At 54.5% G+C, this 19229-nt stretch carries 15 protein-coding genes; all 15 read left to right on the top strand.

Annotated features, from left to right (window positions below; genetic code table 11):
• The first annotated feature begins 32 nt into the window (after positions 1–32).
• Complete coding sequence (locus GA565_RS13655; protein ID WP_152198908.1) at positions 33–1505, top strand: aldehyde dehydrogenase; 1473 nt, start codon at positions 33–35, stop codon at positions 1503–1505.
• 53 nt (positions 1506–1558) lie between these two features.
• Positions 1559–2227 carry a haloacid dehalogenase type II gene (locus tag GA565_RS13650; RefSeq protein WP_152198907.1) on the top strand — a complete coding sequence of 223 codons (669 nt, stop codon included), beginning with the start codon at positions 1559–1561 and terminating at the stop codon, positions 2225–2227.
• A 56-nt stretch (positions 2228–2283) separates the two neighbouring features.
• Entirely contained in the window at positions 2284–3561 is a 1278-nt protein-coding gene (locus GA565_RS13645; protein WP_152198906.1) for an FAD-binding oxidoreductase, read from the top strand.
• Between the two features lie 70 nt (positions 3562–3631).
• On the top strand, positions 3632–5239 hold the full coding sequence (locus tag GA565_RS13640; RefSeq protein WP_152198905.1) for an ABC transporter substrate-binding protein: 1608 nt from the start codon (positions 3632–3634) through the stop codon (positions 5237–5239).
• A 13-nt stretch (positions 5240–5252) separates the two neighbouring features.
• Complete coding sequence (locus tag GA565_RS13635; protein WP_152198904.1) at positions 5253–6206, top strand: ABC transporter permease; 954 nt, start codon at positions 5253–5255, stop codon at positions 6204–6206.
• Between the two features lie 24 nt (positions 6207–6230).
• Entirely contained in the window at positions 6231–7100 is an 870-nt protein-coding gene (locus GA565_RS13630; protein WP_152198903.1) for an ABC transporter permease, read from the top strand.
• Between the two features lie 35 nt (positions 7101–7135).
• Positions 7136–8815, top strand: coding sequence for an ABC transporter ATP-binding protein (locus GA565_RS13625; RefSeq protein WP_152201501.1), 1680 nt, complete (start codon positions 7136–7138; stop codon positions 8813–8815).
• A 102-nt stretch (positions 8816–8917) separates the two neighbouring features.
• Complete coding sequence (locus GA565_RS13620; RefSeq protein ID WP_152198902.1) at positions 8918–10249, top strand: FAD-binding oxidoreductase; 1332 nt, start codon at positions 8918–8920, stop codon at positions 10247–10249.
• The gene (locus GA565_RS13615) at positions 10250–11152 is read left to right on the top strand and encodes a GNAT family N-acetyltransferase (protein ID WP_152198901.1); all 903 of its coding nucleotides are present in this window, start codon (positions 10250–10252) and stop codon (positions 11150–11152) included.
• Positions 11153–11160: 8 nt separating this feature from the next.
• Complete coding sequence (locus GA565_RS13610; RefSeq protein ID WP_152198900.1) at positions 11161–12111, top strand: glyoxylate/hydroxypyruvate reductase A; 951 nt, start codon at positions 11161–11163, stop codon at positions 12109–12111.
• A gap of 49 nt (positions 12112–12160) precedes the next feature.
• Positions 12161–13312: a M20 aminoacylase family protein gene (locus GA565_RS13605; RefSeq protein WP_370518099.1), complete on the top strand. Its 1152-nt coding sequence runs from the start codon at positions 12161–12163 to the stop codon at positions 13310–13312.
• Between the two features lie 298 nt (positions 13313–13610).
• A complete protein-coding gene (gabT, locus tag GA565_RS13600; RefSeq protein ID WP_152198898.1) occupies positions 13611–14927 on the top strand; it encodes a 4-aminobutyrate--2-oxoglutarate transaminase in 1317 nt (438 codons plus the stop codon).
• 199 nt (positions 14928–15126) lie between these two features.
• Positions 15127–15633: an Lrp/AsnC family transcriptional regulator gene (locus tag GA565_RS13595; protein ID WP_152198897.1), complete on the top strand. Its 507-nt coding sequence runs from the start codon at positions 15127–15129 to the stop codon at positions 15631–15633.
• Between the two features lie 267 nt (positions 15634–15900).
• Entirely contained in the window at positions 15901–16590 is a 690-nt protein-coding gene (locus GA565_RS13590; RefSeq protein ID WP_193311987.1) for a gamma-glutamylcyclotransferase, read from the top strand.
• Between the two features lie 186 nt (positions 16591–16776).
• Positions 16777–19035: a TonB-dependent siderophore receptor gene (locus tag GA565_RS13585; protein ID WP_152198895.1), complete on the top strand. Its 2259-nt coding sequence runs from the start codon at positions 16777–16779 to the stop codon at positions 19033–19035.
• Positions 19036–19229: the final 194 nt, after the last annotated feature.

Genomic DNA, 19229 nt, shown 5'->3' with positions numbered 1-19229 from the left:
TTCTCCGTGAAATAAAAAAGGAAGTGTTAACTATGCCGAGTTTTAATCCTCAAAACGTGCCGTTGCCCGCCGGACATTTGATTGGCGGCAAAATCCATCCTGGCAACGGTGAACGTCTACGGGTTAATCGTCCCTCCGACGGACAATTTCTGGGCGAAATTCCAGACGGCGACGCGGCGCTGGTGGATTTAGCCGTCACGAACGCCCATCAGTCGTGGCTTGAAAGCGGTTGGGGAACCTGTGCGCCGCGTGAGAGAGCGAAAGTGCTGCGTCGCTGGGCCTGTCTGATTGAAGAACACCGGGTAATGCTGGGCCAGCTTGAGGCCGTTAGCTCAACGCGTCCTATTTATGACGTCATCAATCACGAAATTCCTTTTACCGCCGAGGCGATTCGCTTCTATGCCGAATGTTGCGACAAATACAGCGGCGACGTGCTGCCTACCCGCAGCAGCAGTCTTGGCATGCTGGTGCCGGAACCTTATGGCGTCATTGGCGCCATCACGCCGTGGAACTTTCCGCTGTCGATGGCTTCGTGGAAACTCGGTCCAGCGCTGGCCGCAGGCAATGCGGTGGTGCTCAAGCCTTCAGAATTAACGCCTTTTTCCACCATCAAACTGGCCGAACTGGCGATTGAGGCCGGTTTACCCGCCGGTGTGCTGAATATTGTACAGGGAAGAGGCGCGAGCTGCGGCAGCGCGTTGGTCAATCATCCGCGGGTGCGCAAGGTCTCGTTTACCGGCTCAACGGTGACCGGCGCGCAAATTATGAGTCAGGCGGCGTTAAACGGCATGAAACCCGTCACTCTGGAGTTAGGCGGTAAAAGCCCGCAACTGGTGTTTGACGACGCCGGCGACATTGACGTGGTCGCGACACGTATTTTTCGCGGCTTTACTGCTAATGGCGGTCAGGCCTGCGTCGCCGGCACGCGCCTGGTGGTGCAGTCCGGCATTGCCGATGCGCTGATTGCCAAACTGGTGGCGCTTTGCGAAAGCGTAGCGCCTGGCAATACCTGGAGCGGTGCCTGCCGTTATGCGCCAATTATCGACGTGCGTCAGGCCAAAAAAATCGAATCTATCGTGCAGGCCGCCATTAAAGATGGCGCACAGCTGCTGGCCGGTGGCGAATTCTTCGCCAACACCGAGCAGGGTTACTTCTTTAAACCCACTTTGCTGGCGGGGGTGGGCGCTCAGTCTGTTGCCGTACAGGAAGAGATATTCGGGCCGGTGCTGACCATTCAAACCTTTGAAACCGAAGAGCAGGGATTAGCACTGGCCGACCATGCCATTTACGGGCTCGCGGCGGGCGTGCATACCCTGAATATTGAGCGTGCTCTGCGCGCCATGCGTCGCCTTGCGGCGGGCACAGTGTGGATTAACCGCTATGGCCGCTCGGGCGATTTCATTATCCCGACCGGCGGCTTTAACGGCTCTGGTATTGGCAAAGACTTGGGCCGTCAGGCGTATGAAGCCTGCCTGCGCTACAAAAGTGTCCTGATTGATTTTTAAGACTTTCTATCACTTTTCTTATCACGAATTCACTCTCGAAGAAGGGGATTATCATGGCGGTATTCAAACCTAAGTTTATTACTTTTGACTGCTACGGCACGCTGATTAACTTCGACATGGCGGGTGCAGCCAGCGCCATTTTCGCCGACCGCGTCATCGCCGACCAGATGCTGGCCTTCACTACTGACTTCGCCCGCTATCGCATGGATGAGGTGCTGGGTGCGTGGAAACCTTACAGCGACGTAGTTTGCCAGGCGATGGCCAGAACCTGTAAGAAGTGGGGCGTCGAATATAAAGACAGCGACGGAGCCGGAATTATGGAAGCCTGCGCAACTTGGGGTCCGCATCCCGACGTGCCGGCGGGTCTGGCAACGGTGGCTAAAGAATTCCCGCTGGTGCTGCTTTCAAACACCATGAACGATTTGATAACCCATCACGTTCCGCGTCTTGGTGCACCGATTCACCGCGTGTTTACCGCCGAGCAGGCACAGTCCTACAAGCCGAGAATGCGTGGCTTTGAATACATGCTTGACGAGCTTGGCTGCGGTCCTGAAGACATTCTGCATGTCTCTTCTAGCCTGCGTTACGACCTGATGACCTGCCACGACATGGGCATTAAAAACAAAGTCTGGGTCAATCGCGGCCACGATCCTGCTAATTCTGCCTATGGCTACACCGAAATCAAAGATATTGGCGGCCTGCCGGGTGTTGTGGGTTTATAAAAAAACGCGTCGCACGGTAATGCGGTAAGGGTACGTAAATTAAGCGGGGCACAGGCATGAAACTTGAATCATTTTGGCAGGCAACGGCACCGGCATTGAACGTGGCTGCTGTCGGTCAGCTTCCGGGCAAGGCCGACGTCGTGGTGATCGGCGGCGGTTTTACCGGCCTGTCAGCGGCTTATAATTTGGCGCTGGCCGGTGTCGACGTGGTGGTGCTTGAAGCCGGTGAAGTACTGAGCCAGGCTTCCGGGCGCAACGGCGGTCACTGCAACACTGGCGTAGCGCAAAACTTTGCCTCTTTGGTTGAAAGCGTCGGCCTTGAGCAGGCGTCCATTTATTACCATGCTTACACCGACGCGGTGGAGTATGTGCAGTCGATTGTTAAGCAAGAGAGCATTGACTGTGACTTAATCCGCACCGGCAAACTCAAGCTTGCCAGTAAGGCTAAACATTTCCCGTCACTGGTGAAAACCTATGAGCTGTTAAAGCGCACGGTAGACAGCAACGTTGAGCTAATTGATGCCAGTCACATTCGTGACGAGGTGGGCTCCGATGCGTTTCACGGCGGCCTGCTGCAAAAGGGCGGCGGACAGATGCACATGGGCAAATTCGGCATTGGGCTGGCGCAGGCGGCAATCGCTAAAGGCGCGGTGATCCATGCCCATACTCCCGTCACGGCACTACAGCAGATTGACGGGCATCGTTACACTGTCACTACTTCGCGCGGTGTGATTGATGCTAACCGCGTGTTGATAGCGACGGGCACCTCAGACAAAGGGCCATTCTCGTGGTTTCAGCGCCGCATTGTGCCGGTCGGCAGCTTTATTATTGCTACCGCGCCACTCAGTGATGCCCAGCTGAAGCAGGCTTTCATCAATAATCGTACCTACGTCACCTCGTTAAATATTGGCAACTACTTCCGAACCACGGCCGATAACCGATTGATTTTTGGTGGCCGTGCGCGATTTGCCATCAGTAACCCCACCTCCGATGCGCGCAGCGGCGCCGTCCTGCGTCAGGGACTGCGCGAGCTTTTCCCAACGCTTGCCGAGGTCGATATCGACTATTGCTGGGGCGGACTGGTCGACATGACCGCCGACAGATTACCGCGTGCAGGTGAGCATGAGGGGCTTTTCTATTCAATGGGTTATAGCGGTCACGGCACACAAATGTCGGTGTACATGGGCAAGGTGATGGCGGCGCTTCTCACCGGCAAACCGGTAAGTAACCCTTGGCAGCGCAGCAACTGGGCGGCGATGCCGGGCTATTTTGGCAAACCCTGGTTCTTGCCAGTGGCGGGCCTGTACTACAAAGCCAAAGACAAAGTTTCCTAAGTCGGTGGCAAAAAATATCCACTACTATCAACGGCTTTTTTCGGTAAATACCGCATTCGGGGAGATTTCAATGAGTAAATTTCGTAAAGAATCAGGTCCAGCTACACCGAAGTCAGCTTCAAGCTTGTCAGATATCAATATTTCACGTCGCGGCATGATGAAGGCGTTGTCTGCTGGCGCGGCGTTAAGTACCGGCATTATTAGTTTGCCTAATAGCGCATGGGCCGCTGAGGCTGCACCGGTAAAAGGGGGCAAGCTGCGCGCCGCTGCTGCCAACTCTTCTGCTGCCGACACGCTGGATCCGGCCAAGGGTAACAACAGCGGCGACTATATGCGCCAATACATGTTTTACAGCGGCCTGACCGAACTCGACACCAAACTTATCCCACAAATGGGGCTGGCGGAGTCAATCAGCAGCAGTGACGGTGTCACGTGGAGTGTTAAGCTGCGTCAGGGCGTTACCTTCCACGACGGTAAATCGCTTACCGCTCAGGACGTGGTATTTTCACTGTCGCGCCACAAAGACCCGGCCATTGCCTCCACCGCCATCGCACTGGCCAAGCAGTTTGCCAGCATTAAAGCCGTCGGCCTAATGGAGGTTGAAATTACGCTCGAACAGCCCAACTTTGACCTGCCGTCAATCCTTGGCACACCGGCGTTTCTTATTCTACAGGACGGTACCAAAGACTTTAGCAAAGCCGTGGGTACAGGCCCTTACACCTGCAAAGAGTTCTCACCAGGCACCCGTACGCTGGGCGAACGTAACAAAAACTTCTGGAAGCCTGGCCTGCCTCACCTCGATGAAGTGGAACTGCTGGGCGTGACCGACCAGGCAGCGCGTGTCAATGCGCTGCTCTCAGGCGAACTGCACTTTGTATCAACCATCAGCTCGCGCGACGTGAAACGCATCAATGGCTCAACGTTATGTTCGGTGCTGGAGAGTAAGTCAGGCATGTACAGCGACCTGATCCTGCGTCAGGACACGGCAATCACCGGTAATCCCGACTTTGTGCTGGCGATGAAGTACCTGCAGCCACGAGAAACCCTGTTGAAAACGGCGGTACAGGGGTTCGGTACTGTCGCCAATGACCACCCGGTTCCACCTTGGCATCCATTTTTCAATAAAGACTTGCCGCAGCGTCCTAACGACCTCGACAAAGCCAAGTTCTATCTCAAGAAATCTGGGCTGGTGAAGCCGAGTCTGGAGATTGTGACCACCGACAACATTGAAGGTGCGGTTGAAGGCGCGCAGTTCCTGCAGCAGCTCGGCTCTCAAGTTGGCATGAATCTAAAAGTTCGTCGCGTTCCTTATGACGGTTACTGGTCGCAGCATTGGATGAAGCACCCGATCTCTTATGGCTCCGTTAACCCACGCCCGACACTCGACATGCTGTTTAGTCAGTTCTACAAGTCCGACGCGCCGTGGAACGAGTCCGGCTGGAAAAATGAGCAGTTCGATCAGTTAGTGACGGCAGCGCGAGGCGAGCGCGACCAGGCCAAGCGCAAGCAGATGTATGGCGACATGCAGGAACTGGTTTACAACCACTGCGGCACCCTTATTCCGCTGTTTATCAGCGCATTGGACGGTTACAGCAATAAGGTTAAAGGCGTCGAGTCCTATCCGTCCGGCATGATGATGGGCTATCGCTTCAGCGAGTTTGTGTGGTTGGCGTCGTAATCCGGAGGTATCAATGAATCAGCTTATCCTGTTGCTTATTCTTCGTCGTATTGGTTCAGGCCTGTTGACGCTGTTTATCGTCTCGGCGCTGGTGTTCATCATCACCAGCATGCTGCCGGGCGATGCAGCTCAACAACTGCTAGGCCAAGCCGCCACGCCAGAAACGGTGGCCGCATTACGTGACCAGCTGGGCCTGAATCTGCCCATTTGGCAGCGCTACGTGGAGTGGATCGGCGGCATGCTGCACGGTGATTTCGGCACCTCCTTCGCCAATAACATGCCGGTGACCAAGCTGGTCGCCCAGCGTATTCCCGCCACTTTCGAGCTGGCAGGTATCACCACGCTGGTTTCCGTGCCGCTGGCGGTGATTATTGGCATTACGGCGGCAATGAAACGGGGTTCGCTGATTGACCGTATGTTAGTGGTGGGCACCATGTCGGTGGTGGCGGTACCGGAGTTTCTGGTTGCGACCGTCGCCGTTATGGTGTTCGCCGTTCGCCTGCACTGGTTTCCGGCGATGTCACTGGGTTCGACCGACCAGGATTTTCTTGGCTACCTGCGCGCCTATGCGCTGCCGGTATTTACGCTTTGCTGCGTGCTGGTGGCGCAAATGGCGCGCATGACCCGTTCAGCCATCATTAACCAGCTCGACAGTTCCTATCTAGAAATGACCCTACTGAAAGGGGTACGACCGCTGCGGGCGGTGCTGCGACACGCGCTGCCTAACGCCGTGGGGCCTATCGCCAACGCCATCTCCCTGAGCCTCTCTTACCTGTTTGGTGGGGTGATTATTATCGAAACTATTTTCAGCTATCCCGGACTCGCCAGCCAAATGGTTGATGCGGTAAGTAATCGCGACCTGCCCATTGTGCAACTGTGCGTGATGCTGTTCAGCAGCTGCTATCTGGTGCTGCTGCTGCTGGCCGACATTGCCACCCTTGCTTTTAATCCAAAGCTAAAACAATAAGCCTTTTTCACGGGAGACTCAGTGATGCGTAAAACTGTTCGGGTGTTAAAAACCGCGCTGAACTTCTGGCGCTCATTATCCAATACTGGCCGCGCAGGCCTGATCATGACTCTGTTTTGGCTAGGCATAGCGCTGTTTGGCGGCTGGCTTGCGCCTTATAGCGTTGAAGATATTGCCGGCGGCGGCATCAATGAAGGCTTTAGCCGTGCGTTTTTGCTGGGAACTGACTACCTCGGACGCGACATGCTGACCCGCGTGCTTTACGGCGCACGCTACTCAATTGGGCTGGCGCTCTCCGCCGCTATCCTCGCCAGCGTTTGCGGCACGCTGTTAGCACTGCTGGCCGCCATGTCGGGCCGCTGGCTTGAAGAGCTGCTGGGCCGTATCAACGATGCATTGCTGATCATGCCCGGTAAAATTATGGCACTGCTGATGGTGGCGGTGTTTGGCTCGTCGCTGCCCATGCTTATTCTCACGGCGGTGATTACCTACTGGCCGGGCGCATACCGCATTGCCTACGCGATGGCCTCCAACCTGCGCTCCATGGACTATGTGCAGGCGGCAAACCTGCGCGGTGAAAGCAAACTCTATATTGCTTTGACCGACGTGCTGCCCAATATGCTGCATCCGATGCTTACCGACTTTGGCCTACGTTTTGTTTACATCGTGCTGCTGCTCAGCGGCCTGAGTTTTTTGGGGCTTGGCGTTCAGCCTCCTTATGCCGACTGGGGCACGCTGGTGCATGAGAATTTGCAGGCGTTGTTCGACGGTTCGCCCGCAGTGTTGGTGCCTGCGGTGGCGATTGCCAGCCTGACGATTGGCGTGAACTTATTTATCGACAGCCTCCAGTCGCGCCGGGCTATCAGACTTGAACTGGAAGAGGAGGTGGCATGAAGAGAGCATCCCTTACCTTAGCGGACGTCCACGCCATGACTCAAAAAACGCCGTTCAGTGCGCCGACCGTTGTCAGCGTGAGCAACCTGGAAGTACAAGCCAAAAACGATGCCGATGAGCTGATTACGCTGGTTTCAGGGATCAATTTCGAGGTGAAAAAAGGCGAGGTGCTGGCGCTGATTGGCGAATCCGGCTCCGGCAAAACCACCATTGCGCTGGCGTTGATGGGCTATGCGCGCCACGGCTGTCGCATCAGCGGTGGCAGCATTCAGCTGGCGGGCACCGACGTTAACCGTCTTTCTGCGCGTCAGCTCAGTCAGTTTCGCGGCTCCACCGTTTCTTACATCGCGCAAAGTGCCGCCGCGTCGTTTAATCCGGCAATGACATTGATGGATCAGGTGGTCGAACCGGTGTTGATTCACGGCACCATGAAGCGCACCGATGCCGAAAAAAAGGCGGTGGCACTGTTTCGCGAACTGGCGCTACCCGCGCCAGAAAGCATCGGCAAACGCTATCCGCATCAGGTGTCGGGCGGCCAATTGCAGCGCGTAATGGCGGCAATGGCGCTGATTAGTGACCCCGAGGTGGTGATTCTCGACGAGCCGACTACCGCGCTTGATGTGACCACCCAGCTCGACGTGCTGAAAACCTTTCGCCGAGTGGTGAAGCAGCGCGGCACTACCGCAATTTATGTCAGCCATGACCTGGCGGTGGTGGCACAGATGGCCGACAAAATTTTGGTGCTGCTGAAGGGGCAAATAGCCGAATACGGCACTACGGAAGATTTACTGCATCGCCCGCAGTCAGCCTACACCCGCAGTCTGCTGGACGCCGCGCAGCACAAACCGCGCAACAGTCCGTGGCAACCGGAAGAGGCACCACTGAAGTGCCTGCTTGAGGTGCGCGACTTGGCCGCTGGATACGGTCCGCTAAACGCCGACGGCAAGCCGAAAATCAGCATCCTGAAGGACATTAATTTCAAGCTTTATCCAGGACAGGCGATCGGAATTATTGGTGAGTCTGGTTCGGGGAAAACGACCCTTGCGCGGGCGATTGCCGGCATGATTGCACCTAGCGACGGCTACATTTTGTTTAATGAAAGCTACTTGGCGGGTGACATGTCGGCACGCAGCGCGGACGAGCTGCGCCGGGTGCAGTTTGTATTTCAAATGGCCGACACCGCGCTGAACCCAAGCCAGACCATCGCCACCATTTTGCAACGCCCACTGGTATTTTTCCACGGCCTGCGCGGCAAAGCACTCAATGCACGACTGAAACAGTTACTCGATTTGGTGCGATTGCCGCACAGCATTTTACACCGTAAACCTGCTGGGTTGTCAGGTGGGCAGAAGCAGCGCGTTAATCTTGCTCGTGCACTGGCCGCCGAGCCGGACTTGATTCTGTGTGATGAAGTGACCTCGGCGCTGGACTCTGTGGTCGCCGCGGCGGTACTGGATTTAATTTCCGAACTGCGCCGCGAGCTCAACGTCTCTTTCCTGTTTATCAGCCACGACCTGCATGCGGTACGTTCGGTTTGTGACGATATTATTGTCGTTAACGACGGAAAAATGGTGACTCAGGTTAGCCGAGCAGACTATGAAAAACCGTCGAGTCATCTTTACTACGAAAGGCTTAAACGCGCCGTGCCGGAGCTTCGACAGGGCTGGCTGGAAGAGCAGGATGCTGATGTGGCCGACCTGCCAAAGGTTGACTGATCTTTGGTTTTTAAGAATTTTCATAAAGAATAACAACGGGATAAAACGGGCATCACGAGTAGCCCGTGCCCATTAATCGTGGTTAAAAAGGATAAGTTGTCGATGCCAGCACCGATTAGGTTTGTACAAGACAGTCATCTCTTTCCTGAGGCGGTCGACGTGGTGGTGATTGGCGGTGGAATAGCCGGTGCCGCAACCGCATACGAACTGGCACGCAAAGGCGTCTCGGTCGTATTGCTTGAGAAAGGGTTAATTGGCGCCGAACAGTCGAGCCGTAACTGGGGCTGGTGCCGTCAGCAAAACCGTGATGAGCGCGAACTGCCGCTGTCTATCCACGCATTGCAGCGCTGGAAACAGCTCAAAGAAGAAACCGGCGAGGAGCTGGGCTTTCGTAACACGGGTCTAATTTATGCGACCAAAAAGCAGGAAGAGATCGACGCCTGGGAAAAATGGGGGCAGATGGCTAAAAACTATGGCATGCACAGCGAAATTCTCACCGCAGCGCGCGCCAAGTCACTGACCGCAGGGAGTGTTTCCGCATGGCTCGGCGGCGTGTACTCGCCAACCGACGGCCACGCGGAGCCTTCGCTGGCCGCCCCAGGATTGGCCATTGCCGCCCAAAAGTGCGGTGCTCTGGTGTTTCAGCACTGTGCAGTGCGCGGGCTAGACGTCAGCGCCGGTCGGGTCAGCGGCGTGTGGACCGAGCGCGGACTGATCCGCGCCAGTTCGGTCGTCTGCGCCGGGGGGGCGTGGAGCTCAATGTTCTGTCGTCGGCACGGCATCGACCTGCCGCTGGGCAATGTAATCGGCACCGCGATGCGCACCGCGCCAATCGAACAGGTGATAAAGATGCCACTCTACACCGAAGGCTTTGCCTGTCGCCCGCAGCTCGACGGCAGCTACACGCTCTCTGTGTCTGGCCGTGGCCGAGTGGCGGTCGGGCCGCAGGGTTTGCGCTACGCAAAAAAATTCTATTCAACCTTTCAGGCACGTCGCAAAAATCTTAAGGTACATTTAAGTCCAAGCGCATTTTTTAGCGGACCCGAGGCGCTGGGTAAATGGCAATTTGATGCCCGATCACCGTTTGAAAAAGTGCGCATCCTCGACCCTGAACCAGACTACGCCATGGTGCAGGAGGGCATTGCGGCCATGAAACGTGAGTATCCCGCGTTAAGCGCGGTGAAAGTGGTGCAGTCGTGGGGCGGCATGATTGACAGCACGCCCGACGCGGTGCCGGTTATCTCGTCGGTCGATAAACTGCCAGGCCTGTTTATTTCAGCGGGCTACAGTGCGCACGGTTTTGGTATTGGACCGGGGGCGGGCAGTTTGATGTCTGACCTGGTTACCGGCAGCGTGCCGGTGGTTGATCCTACGCCTTTCCGCTATGACCGTTTTAGCGACGGCAGCGCCATTAAAAAGCCGGGAATGATGTAAATGACTAAACAAACAGCCCATGCGGAGCCTCAAACTATGACTGATATCGTGCTGCGTGAAATGACCGCAGAAGACTTGCCTGCCTGCCACGGGCTCTCTCAGGCCGTCGGCTGGTCCCACCGCCTGCCGGATTGGACGCTGGCTTTTGAGTGTGGCAAAGGCTGGGTGGCGGAGTCCTCCGGGCGGGTCGTTGGCAGCGCGCTTTACTGGAAGTGGGGAAGCGATTACTCGACGCTGGGGTTGGTTATTGTCAGCCCTGAGTGTCAGGGCCGTGGAGTCGGTAAAAAGTTGCTTACTACGCTGTTAACCAAGCTTGAAGGCACCAAGGTTCGCCTGCACGCCACGCCGGAGGGCAAACCGCTGTATAAGAAACTGGGCTTTGTGACTACCGGTGGCATTTGTCAGCATCAGAGCCCCGAGCTGCATGCCGTGCCTGCGCCTGCGTTGGCCGCAGACTGTCAGTTCCATTCGCTTGGCCTCCAGGACGTATCGACCCTGACCGAGCTTGATGCACTGTCGAGCGGCATGCAGCGGTCGGTGTTGTATCAGGCGCTGCTCGACCCCTCCAGCTCTGCGAGCATTGAAAAAGGCCTGATGCTGACCCGCAATGGGCAGCCGGCAGGGTTCAGCATGCTGCGCAAGTTTGGCCGTGGCTATGTTATTGGGCCGGTTATTGCCGCGAGTCTCGACGATGCAAAATTGCTGGTCTCCCAGCAGCTCAGTAAGAGCGCAGGCAAATTTGTACGCCTTGACGTTGAAGCCGCGTTGGGGCTATCCGAGTGGCTTACCGGTCTTGGGTTGCCGTGTGTTGATAAGCCCACCACCATGTATAAAGACGGCGAGCCGTGGGTTTGCGCTGCGGGCTGGCGCAACTTCTCCTTGATAACTCAGGCGATGGGCTAAGGATCAGCGTGAAAACTCTTCTCTATAAATCTGAACCGCAGCGCGGTAAATATTGGCAACAAATTCTGGCCGACCTCGCGCCGCAAATTCGTTTTATTCATTGGACAGATCTCGATTTTAGTCAGGGCGATCCGGCTGTTTTCGCCGAGGTAGATTATCTGGTGGCCTGGGAACCACCTGAAAAAATTGCTCAGCGCCTGCCGCAGCTCAAAGTGCTGTTTTCAGTAGGGGCGGGTGTCGACCAGTTTGATTTAAAACAGCTTCCGCCAACTCTGCCGGTGGTGCGTATGATTGAACCTGGGCTGACGCAGGGCATGGTCGAATACGTCACCTTTGCCACGCTGGCGCTGCATCGCGATATGCCGCTTTATCTTCAACAGCAGATGCGCGGCGAGTGGCGCAGGCATCCCGTGGCGAGTGCCAGTAAAAGGCGCGTTGGCGTGATGGGGCTGGGTGAGTTAGGACAAGCTACACTTAAGGCGCTGATAAATTTCGGCTTTGAATGCCACGGTTGGAGCCGCTCCGGCAATACGCCCCAAGGTGTGACGGGGTGGGCGGGTGTGGAGCAACTGCCAGCGTTTTTATCGCGCTGTGATATTCTCGTTTGCCTGTTGCCGCTTACGCCGCAAACCCGTGGCATGCTGAATGCTGCGCTGTTTGCCCAGCTCCCGGCGGGTGCCGCACTTATTCAAACCGGACGCGGTCAGCAACTGGTGGCCGAGGATCTGCTCGCGGCTCTCGACAGCGGTCAATTACGTGCCGCCGTGCTGGATGTTACCGACCCCGAGCCGCTACCGGCAGGTGACGCACTGTGGTCACATCCCGGCGTATGGATTACGCCACACATTGCCAGCCAGACACAGCCTGAAACGGCAGTCGGCGCACTGTTGGATAACGTACAGCGTTTTGAGCAAGGGCTGCCGATGCAGGGTGAGATTGATAAAACCAAGGGATATTGATATGAGCAATGTTGCCGTTGATGGCGATAGGTTACTGATTAATGAAGTGCTGACGCGCCTTATTACGCTGCGCCACGACCTGCACGCGCACCCTGAATTGGGGTTTAATGAGCATCGTACGGCGAAAGTGGTGGCTGCGTTTTTGCGTGAACTCGGCCTGGAGGTGCACGAGGGCGTCGGTAAAACCGGCGTGGTAGGCGTACTGCGCAAGGGCAGCAGCAATAAAAGTGTCGGACTGCGCGCCGACATGGACGCCCTGCCGATTATCGAGCAGGGGGCGCCGGAATACGTGAGTAAGCACCACGGCGTTATGCACGCCTGCGGCCACGACGGACACACCACTATGCTGCTCGGCGCGGCTTGGCTGCTGTCGAAAACCGCCGACTTTGACGGCACGGTAAACTTTATCTTCCAACCCGCGGAAGAGGGGCAGGCTGGGGCGAAGGCGATGATCGAAGACGGCCTGTTTACCCGCTTCCCGTGCGACACGGTTTTTGCCGTACACAACTGGCCGGAACTTGCGCGGGGCGTGGCACAAACCCGTGTGGGTCCAATAATGGCAGCGGCCGACAGGTTTGATATCCGCGTTTATGGCGGCGGTGGGCATGCCGCTCAGCCCCATCTTTCACCTGACACCATGCTGGCTACCAGTGAGCTGGTGGTTCAGCTTAATACTATTGTTTCACGCTGCATTGACCCTACCGATCCGGCACTGTTGACCGTGACGCAGGTACAGGGTGGTTTCTCGCACAACATGATCCCGGCCGAGGCGCGGATAGTGGGTACGGTGCGCAGTTTCGACCTTCGTGCGCAGGACATTATCGAAGCCAGCCTGCGTCGAATGTCAGAACACGTTCCCGCCGCACACGGTCTAGAAGCCGAGGTGAAATATCATCGTTACTACCCCGCAACGGTGAATACTCCAGCCGAGGCTGACGTCGCGCTACAGGCGGCAAAACGTGCTGGTCTTGAATCCGGCGTGGCCCCAAAACCAGCGCTGACCTCGGAAGATTTCTCATTTATGTTGCAGCAAAAACCGGGTGCTTATCTGTGGCTTGGTCAGGGTGACGGCAGGGCTAAACCGCTGGCACCGCTGCATCATCCCGCCTATGACTTCAATGACAGCATCATCCCGGACGGCGTGGCATGGTTCGCGAACGTCGTGCGGATCCAGCTGCCGGTTCCTAATTGGATGAATTAATATCTCGGCTAATGACTCGTTTGCCTCCCCATCCCCGCCTTCCCCCGCTGAAAAGTGAACTGAACCCCAAATGAGGATTAGAAAATCCAACATTCGGGGTTCAGTTCGTTTGGGGAAGGTTAGGCGGGGGAATGGCGTCTTCGAATAAACATTGAATGCTAAAGAAATAACTGCGTTACCAATGCCCCATTTCCGCATGATATTTTTTCTGAACCGGCATTACGGCACGAAATAAACCTGTGTATTGAGATACTGAATCAAATTCTGACAGCGCCCGAATTAATTGATGAGGTAAACCATGCACAATGTATTAAACACCCAATCTATCATTGAAGATGATATCGACTGGCTTGCGCTGCGTGAAGAGCACGTGCCGCGGGGCATCGTCACGGCACACACTCTGGTGGTAACGAAGGCTAAAGGGTCTGAGGTCTGGGGTGACGACGGTCGGCGTTATCTTGATTTTGTCGGTGGTATTGGGGTATTAAACGTTGGGCATAATCATCCTGAGGTGGTTAAAGCCGTGCAGCGTCAATTAGAAAATGTCTCACACGCCTGCTTTCAGGTGGTCGCTTACCCTCCTTATATCGAGTTGGCAAAACGACTAAATAAAGTGGTAGGGAAGGGCGAGCATTATAAATCTGTGCTGTTCACTTCCGGCGCCGAGGCGGTAGAAAATGCCATCAAAATTGCGCGTTCCTTTACTGATCGCTCCGGCGTTATCGTATTTGACGGTGCTTTTCACGGCAGAACCTTGTTAGGTTGTGCGCTTACCGGTATGAGTCAGCCTTATAAACAAAACTTTGGGCCTTTCCCCGGTGATATTTATCGCATTCCTTATCCGAATGCGTTTCACGGTATTACTCCCGAAGATTCGCTCAACGCATTGGATAAACTGTTTGCCACGCAAACCTTGCCCGACCGCGTGGCGGCAATCATGATTGAGCCGGTGCAGGGAGACGGTGGATTCTTGCCTGCGCCAAAAGCCTTTATGCAGGCACTGCGTGACTTAACCCACAAGCACGGCATTTTATTGATTTGCGATGAAGTGCAAACCGGCTTTGGTCGCACGGGGAAAATGTTTGGTTTTCAGCACTCTAACATCACCCCTGACCTGATTACCGTGGCCAAAAGCCTCGGCGGTGGGCTGCCTATTTCAGGCGTGGTGGGCAAAGCCGAAATCATGGACTCACCGACGCCGGGCGGCCTCGGTGGCACATATGGCGGTAACGCTTTGGCCTGTGCTGCGGCGCTTGCCGTACTCGATGTACTGGAAAACGAGCGCTTGCTCGAGCGTTCGGTAAAACTGGGTCAACAACTCGAGGCCAGACTGCGTCAGTTAGCGCAGAAGTATGCCTGCATCGGCGAAGTCCGCGGTGTGGGTTTTATGCAGGCGGTTGAAATTGTCGACTATGACACCGGTAAGCCAGACGCAGCCTTGACGGAAAAGATCCTCCACTGCGCCTGCGATGCTGGACTGTTGCTGATTAAATGCGGCCTGTATCGCAACACCATTCGCTTCCTTGCGCCGTTGGTCACCACCGATGCACAGTTGGAAGAGGCGATGCACATCTTTGATATTGCACTGGCACGTGGAACCGGCCGCCTTGACTGATTTTTTCTAACTATTTCAAAACTTTGATTAAATAATCGGCATTATAACTCTCTGTGTCTGGCTCTGGTATTGAGATATAAAATCATGATATACCCTAGTGTATTAATCATGGATTATATGTAATTTCAGGGTCGAATCAGACGCAGGGGGAAACCTGCTCTTTATTCTCGGTCGACGCTCAAGAAGACAGTGAGGTGCTATGAACGGCTTTTTAAAACTTGATCGCATCGACATCAATATACTGGTTCAGCTGCAGAAAGACGGTCGCATCAGTAACGTTAACCTGGCCGATACTGTGGGCCTGTCCCCAAGTCCTTGCCTGCAACGCGTGAAGCGCCTCGAAAGCGCGGGGTACATTACCGGCTATGAAGCGCACGTTAATCTGCCTAAAATCACCGACTCCGTTACCGTATTTACCGAAGTCACTTTACAGGGGCATCGTCGAGAAGAGTTCTTAAAGTTCGAGAACTGCATCCGCGAATATGATGAGCTTATCGAGTGCCATCTGATTACCGGTGGTTATGATTACCTGCTGCGTTTCATCACCCGCAGCATTGAACACTATCAGGAAGTCATAGAATCTTTACTTGATAAGAATATTGGTATCGACAAGTATTTTAGCTATATCGTTATCAAATCCCCAATAATCAAAAGCAGTGTTCCTCTGCGTACACTACTCACCCAGCAAATGCAAAACACCAATTAATCTCATCTTATTCTGATTACCCTCGGCCATAAAAAAGCGTCGAGGGCTTTTATTTCAACTTAATGTGCCTTTTTTTACACTTTTATGGTTTATTTTCATTTTGTGATCAAACTCATTCTTGATTGCTGAGTAAGAAACGAATATGGTTTATTAAATCAGCCTGATTTATGTATGGGCATAAAGAAATTTCCTATCTCGATAAATCCTCACTGAGGGAGAAGACGCTTAAAAAGTTATGGCAAGGTTAATGAGTGGAGGTGATGAATGGTGTTAACCCGAGATTTTCTGCGTAACGCAGACTGTAAAACAGCATTCGGCAGCATTGATGAGTCAATGTTATTGACCTCAGAACAGCGCTCGGCCTCGCTCGACTGTACCTTGGCGAGAAGACCGGACAATAGCCCAGTGTGGATATTCGGCTACGGTTCTTTGATGTGGAATCCTATCTTCGACTCCGAAGAGTCTTGTCCTGCCACCCTTAACGGTTTCCATCGCGCTTTTTGCCTACGTTTAACCGCGGGTCGAGGCACTCAGGCTCAGCCGGGTCGTATGCTGGCGTTGAAAGAGGGCGGCAGCACCACCGGCCTGGCATTCCGCCTGCCGGAAGAAAAATTGCGTGAAGACCTTGAGCTGTTGTGGAAGCGTGAGATGCTCACCGGCTGCTATAATCCAACCTGGTGCGACCTTGAACTGACGGACGGTAGAACGGTGACTGCGTTAGTGTTTATTATGAACCCGCTGCATCCGCTGTTTGAAGCCGACACTCGCTATCAGGTTATCGCGCCACTCATCGCTAAAGCCAGCGGCCCACTGGGCACGAATGCGCAATATCTTTTCTCGCTTGAACAAGAACTAAAAAATTACGGCATGCGGGATGACTGCATGAGCGAATTAGTCAACCAGGTAAGAGTTTTATTAGGCATTGATGCCCCGATGCCGGGTATTCAGCTTACCTGAGACCCCATTCTGTCAGGTAAAAAAAGCCTTTCTCTCGAGAAAGGCTTTTTTTTTACTTCATGAATTGAACTTTTACACAAAACTGTCAAACACCCGCGTTTCCTGGGGTTGTAATTGCAGTGCGCCTGCTCATAATGTGAATCGATCTAATAACCATTCTCATTATCTTTTCTTTCAGGGAAATCTATGCACGCGCAAAAATCGGCTAAGCGGGCGCTTTCGACGCCACAGAAGCTGTTGTCAGTCTCAATTTCAGCCGCTCTTGCATTGGTCAGTATGCCGTTGTTTGCCGCCGCGACTCCTGCCACCATGAATGCCGCCAACGGCGCCAGTTCAACTAGCGTGAAAAGCGGCGATACCATCACCGTCACCGCTGCACCCCAGCCTTTTAAATCGGGCGGCGATCAGTTAGTTCCTGCCTATCTTGACGGCGGTTTCGCCAACGGTGGACGTTTAGGATTTTTAGGTGAGCAGAGCGCGCAGAATGTGCCTTTCAGCGTGGTAAGTTTTACCTCTAAACTGATGCAGGACCAGCAGAGCCGTACTTTGGGCGACGTGCTGAGCAACGATGCCTCGGTGCAAACCGCCAATGGCTATGGCAACTATGCCGAGACCTTTGTTATTCGCGGCTTCCCGCTTGACGGCGATGACGTGTCCTACGGCGGGGTGTACGGCATTCTTCCCCGCCAGATAGTGCCGCTGGAGCTGGCCGACCGCGTCGAGCTACTCAAAGGATCGAGCGCCTTTATGAACGGCGTTCCTCCCGGTGGGACGGGCGTCGGTGGCAGTGTTAACGTTGAACCTAAACATGCAACCGATGCCCCGATTAACCGCGTTTCCCTCGATTATGGCTCATCTTCACAAACCGGCGGCTCGCTAGATTTGGGGCGTCGCTTCGGGGATAACAATCAGTTTGGCGTGCGCGTAAACATGGTGCATCGTGAAGGTGATACCGCCATCGATAATGAGAAAAAACGTCTAACCATGGGATCGATTGGCCTGGACTATCGCGGCGATCGATTCCGCACATCGTTTGATTTCGGCGTTACCAAGCAAACCATTCACGGCGGCCGCCCAGTGGTTTATCTCGGCTCCGCCACCGAAATTCCTTCTGCGCCAAAATCGACCAGTAACTACGGCCAGCAGTGGGCCTACACTGATATGACCAATGAGTTTGGCCTGTTGAAAGCCGAGTATGATCTCACTGATAACTGGACCGTTTATGCCGCCGGTGGGGCGAATCATGACCATGAAGACGGTATCTACAGCTCGCCGACGCTCACTGACAACAGTGGTGACTCATCGTCCAGCCGCATGACGGTGCCGTATCGATCCGACAGCGTCTCAGGTCAGGCCGGTATTCGCGGCAAGTTTGATACCGGCTTTATCAGCCACAGCGTTAACTTTGGCGTGAGCTCGCTTTATCGCAAAGTGCGCAGCGCCTACACGCTGAGCAGCAGCTCAATTATCAGCAATATCTATGACCCAGTTTCTGTAAATCAGCAACCGGGCACGCTGTATACCGGTGGTGATATGTCAGGTCCGGGTGTCACTAACCGCACGCGTTCCGAAGGTGTGATGCTTTCAGACACCCTTTCAATGCTCGATAATCGCCTGCAGTTGATCGCCGGTTTACGCCGTCAAAATGTGATGGTCATGAACTATGACTACACCGGCGCCGCCAGCTCAAGTTTCGACCAAACCAAAGTCACGCCAGCCTTTGGTCTGGTCGTGAAGCCGTGGGAGCATGTTTCGTTTTATGCCAACCATATTGAGGCGTTGCAGTCGGGTGAAACCGCTGGCACAACTTACAACAGCGTATTGGTGACTAACGGTGGCCAGGTTTCAGGCATTGAAACCTCCAAGCAAAACGAAGTGGGGGTTAAGGCAGATTTTGGTCGCATAGCCACCTCGCTGGCGTTCTTCGAGATAACCAAACCGGTCGGTATGTACACCAGCAATGGAAATAATACCTACACCTACGGTAACTATGGCGAAGTGCGCAACCGCGGCGTTGAATTGAATCTGTTCGGTGAACCGCTGCTGGGCGTTCGCGTCAACGGCAGTGCCACCTTTATGGACCCGGACATGACTAAAACGCAGGACGGCGCTTACAACGGCAACGACGCCGTGGGCGTTCCGCGCTATCAATGGGTGGTGGGAGGAGAATGGGACCTGCCGGGCATGAGCGGCCTAACGGCAACCGGCAAGGTTATCCGTACTGGACCACAGTATGCCAACGAAGAAAACACCCTGAAGGTAGACGCCTGGACGCGTCTTGACCTCGGTCTGCGCTACGTTATGCCGGTTAAAGACAGCACGCTAACCTGGCGTGCAACGCTAGAAAATGTCACTAACGAGAAATATTGGGCGTCGGCCACCGGGGGGTATCTGACTCAGGGCGACCCGCGTGAGTTCAAGCTTTCGGCGACTTACGATTTCTAATCACCCGTTCTGTCAACCTGCGGGGATATTTACCGCAGGTTATTTTCATTAAAGCCAAGCCTAAACGTTACGTCTGACTGTTATTTACGTATTGTATAAAAGCCTTATTTATTATTATTCGCTCATAACTATTTTATATACTCAATATGGCGTAACTCTTCTTGCTAACAAATCGATAGATCTTCACTCTTCTT

Origin of the sequence: Rouxiella sp. S1S-2, from assembly GCF_009208105.1 — a bacterium.
Taxonomy (GTDB): Bacteria; Pseudomonadota; Gammaproteobacteria; order Enterobacterales; family Enterobacteriaceae; genus Rouxiella.
The sequence above is the reverse complement of the archived record's forward strand: the minus strand, read 5'-3'. Positions and strand labels throughout refer to the sequence as shown.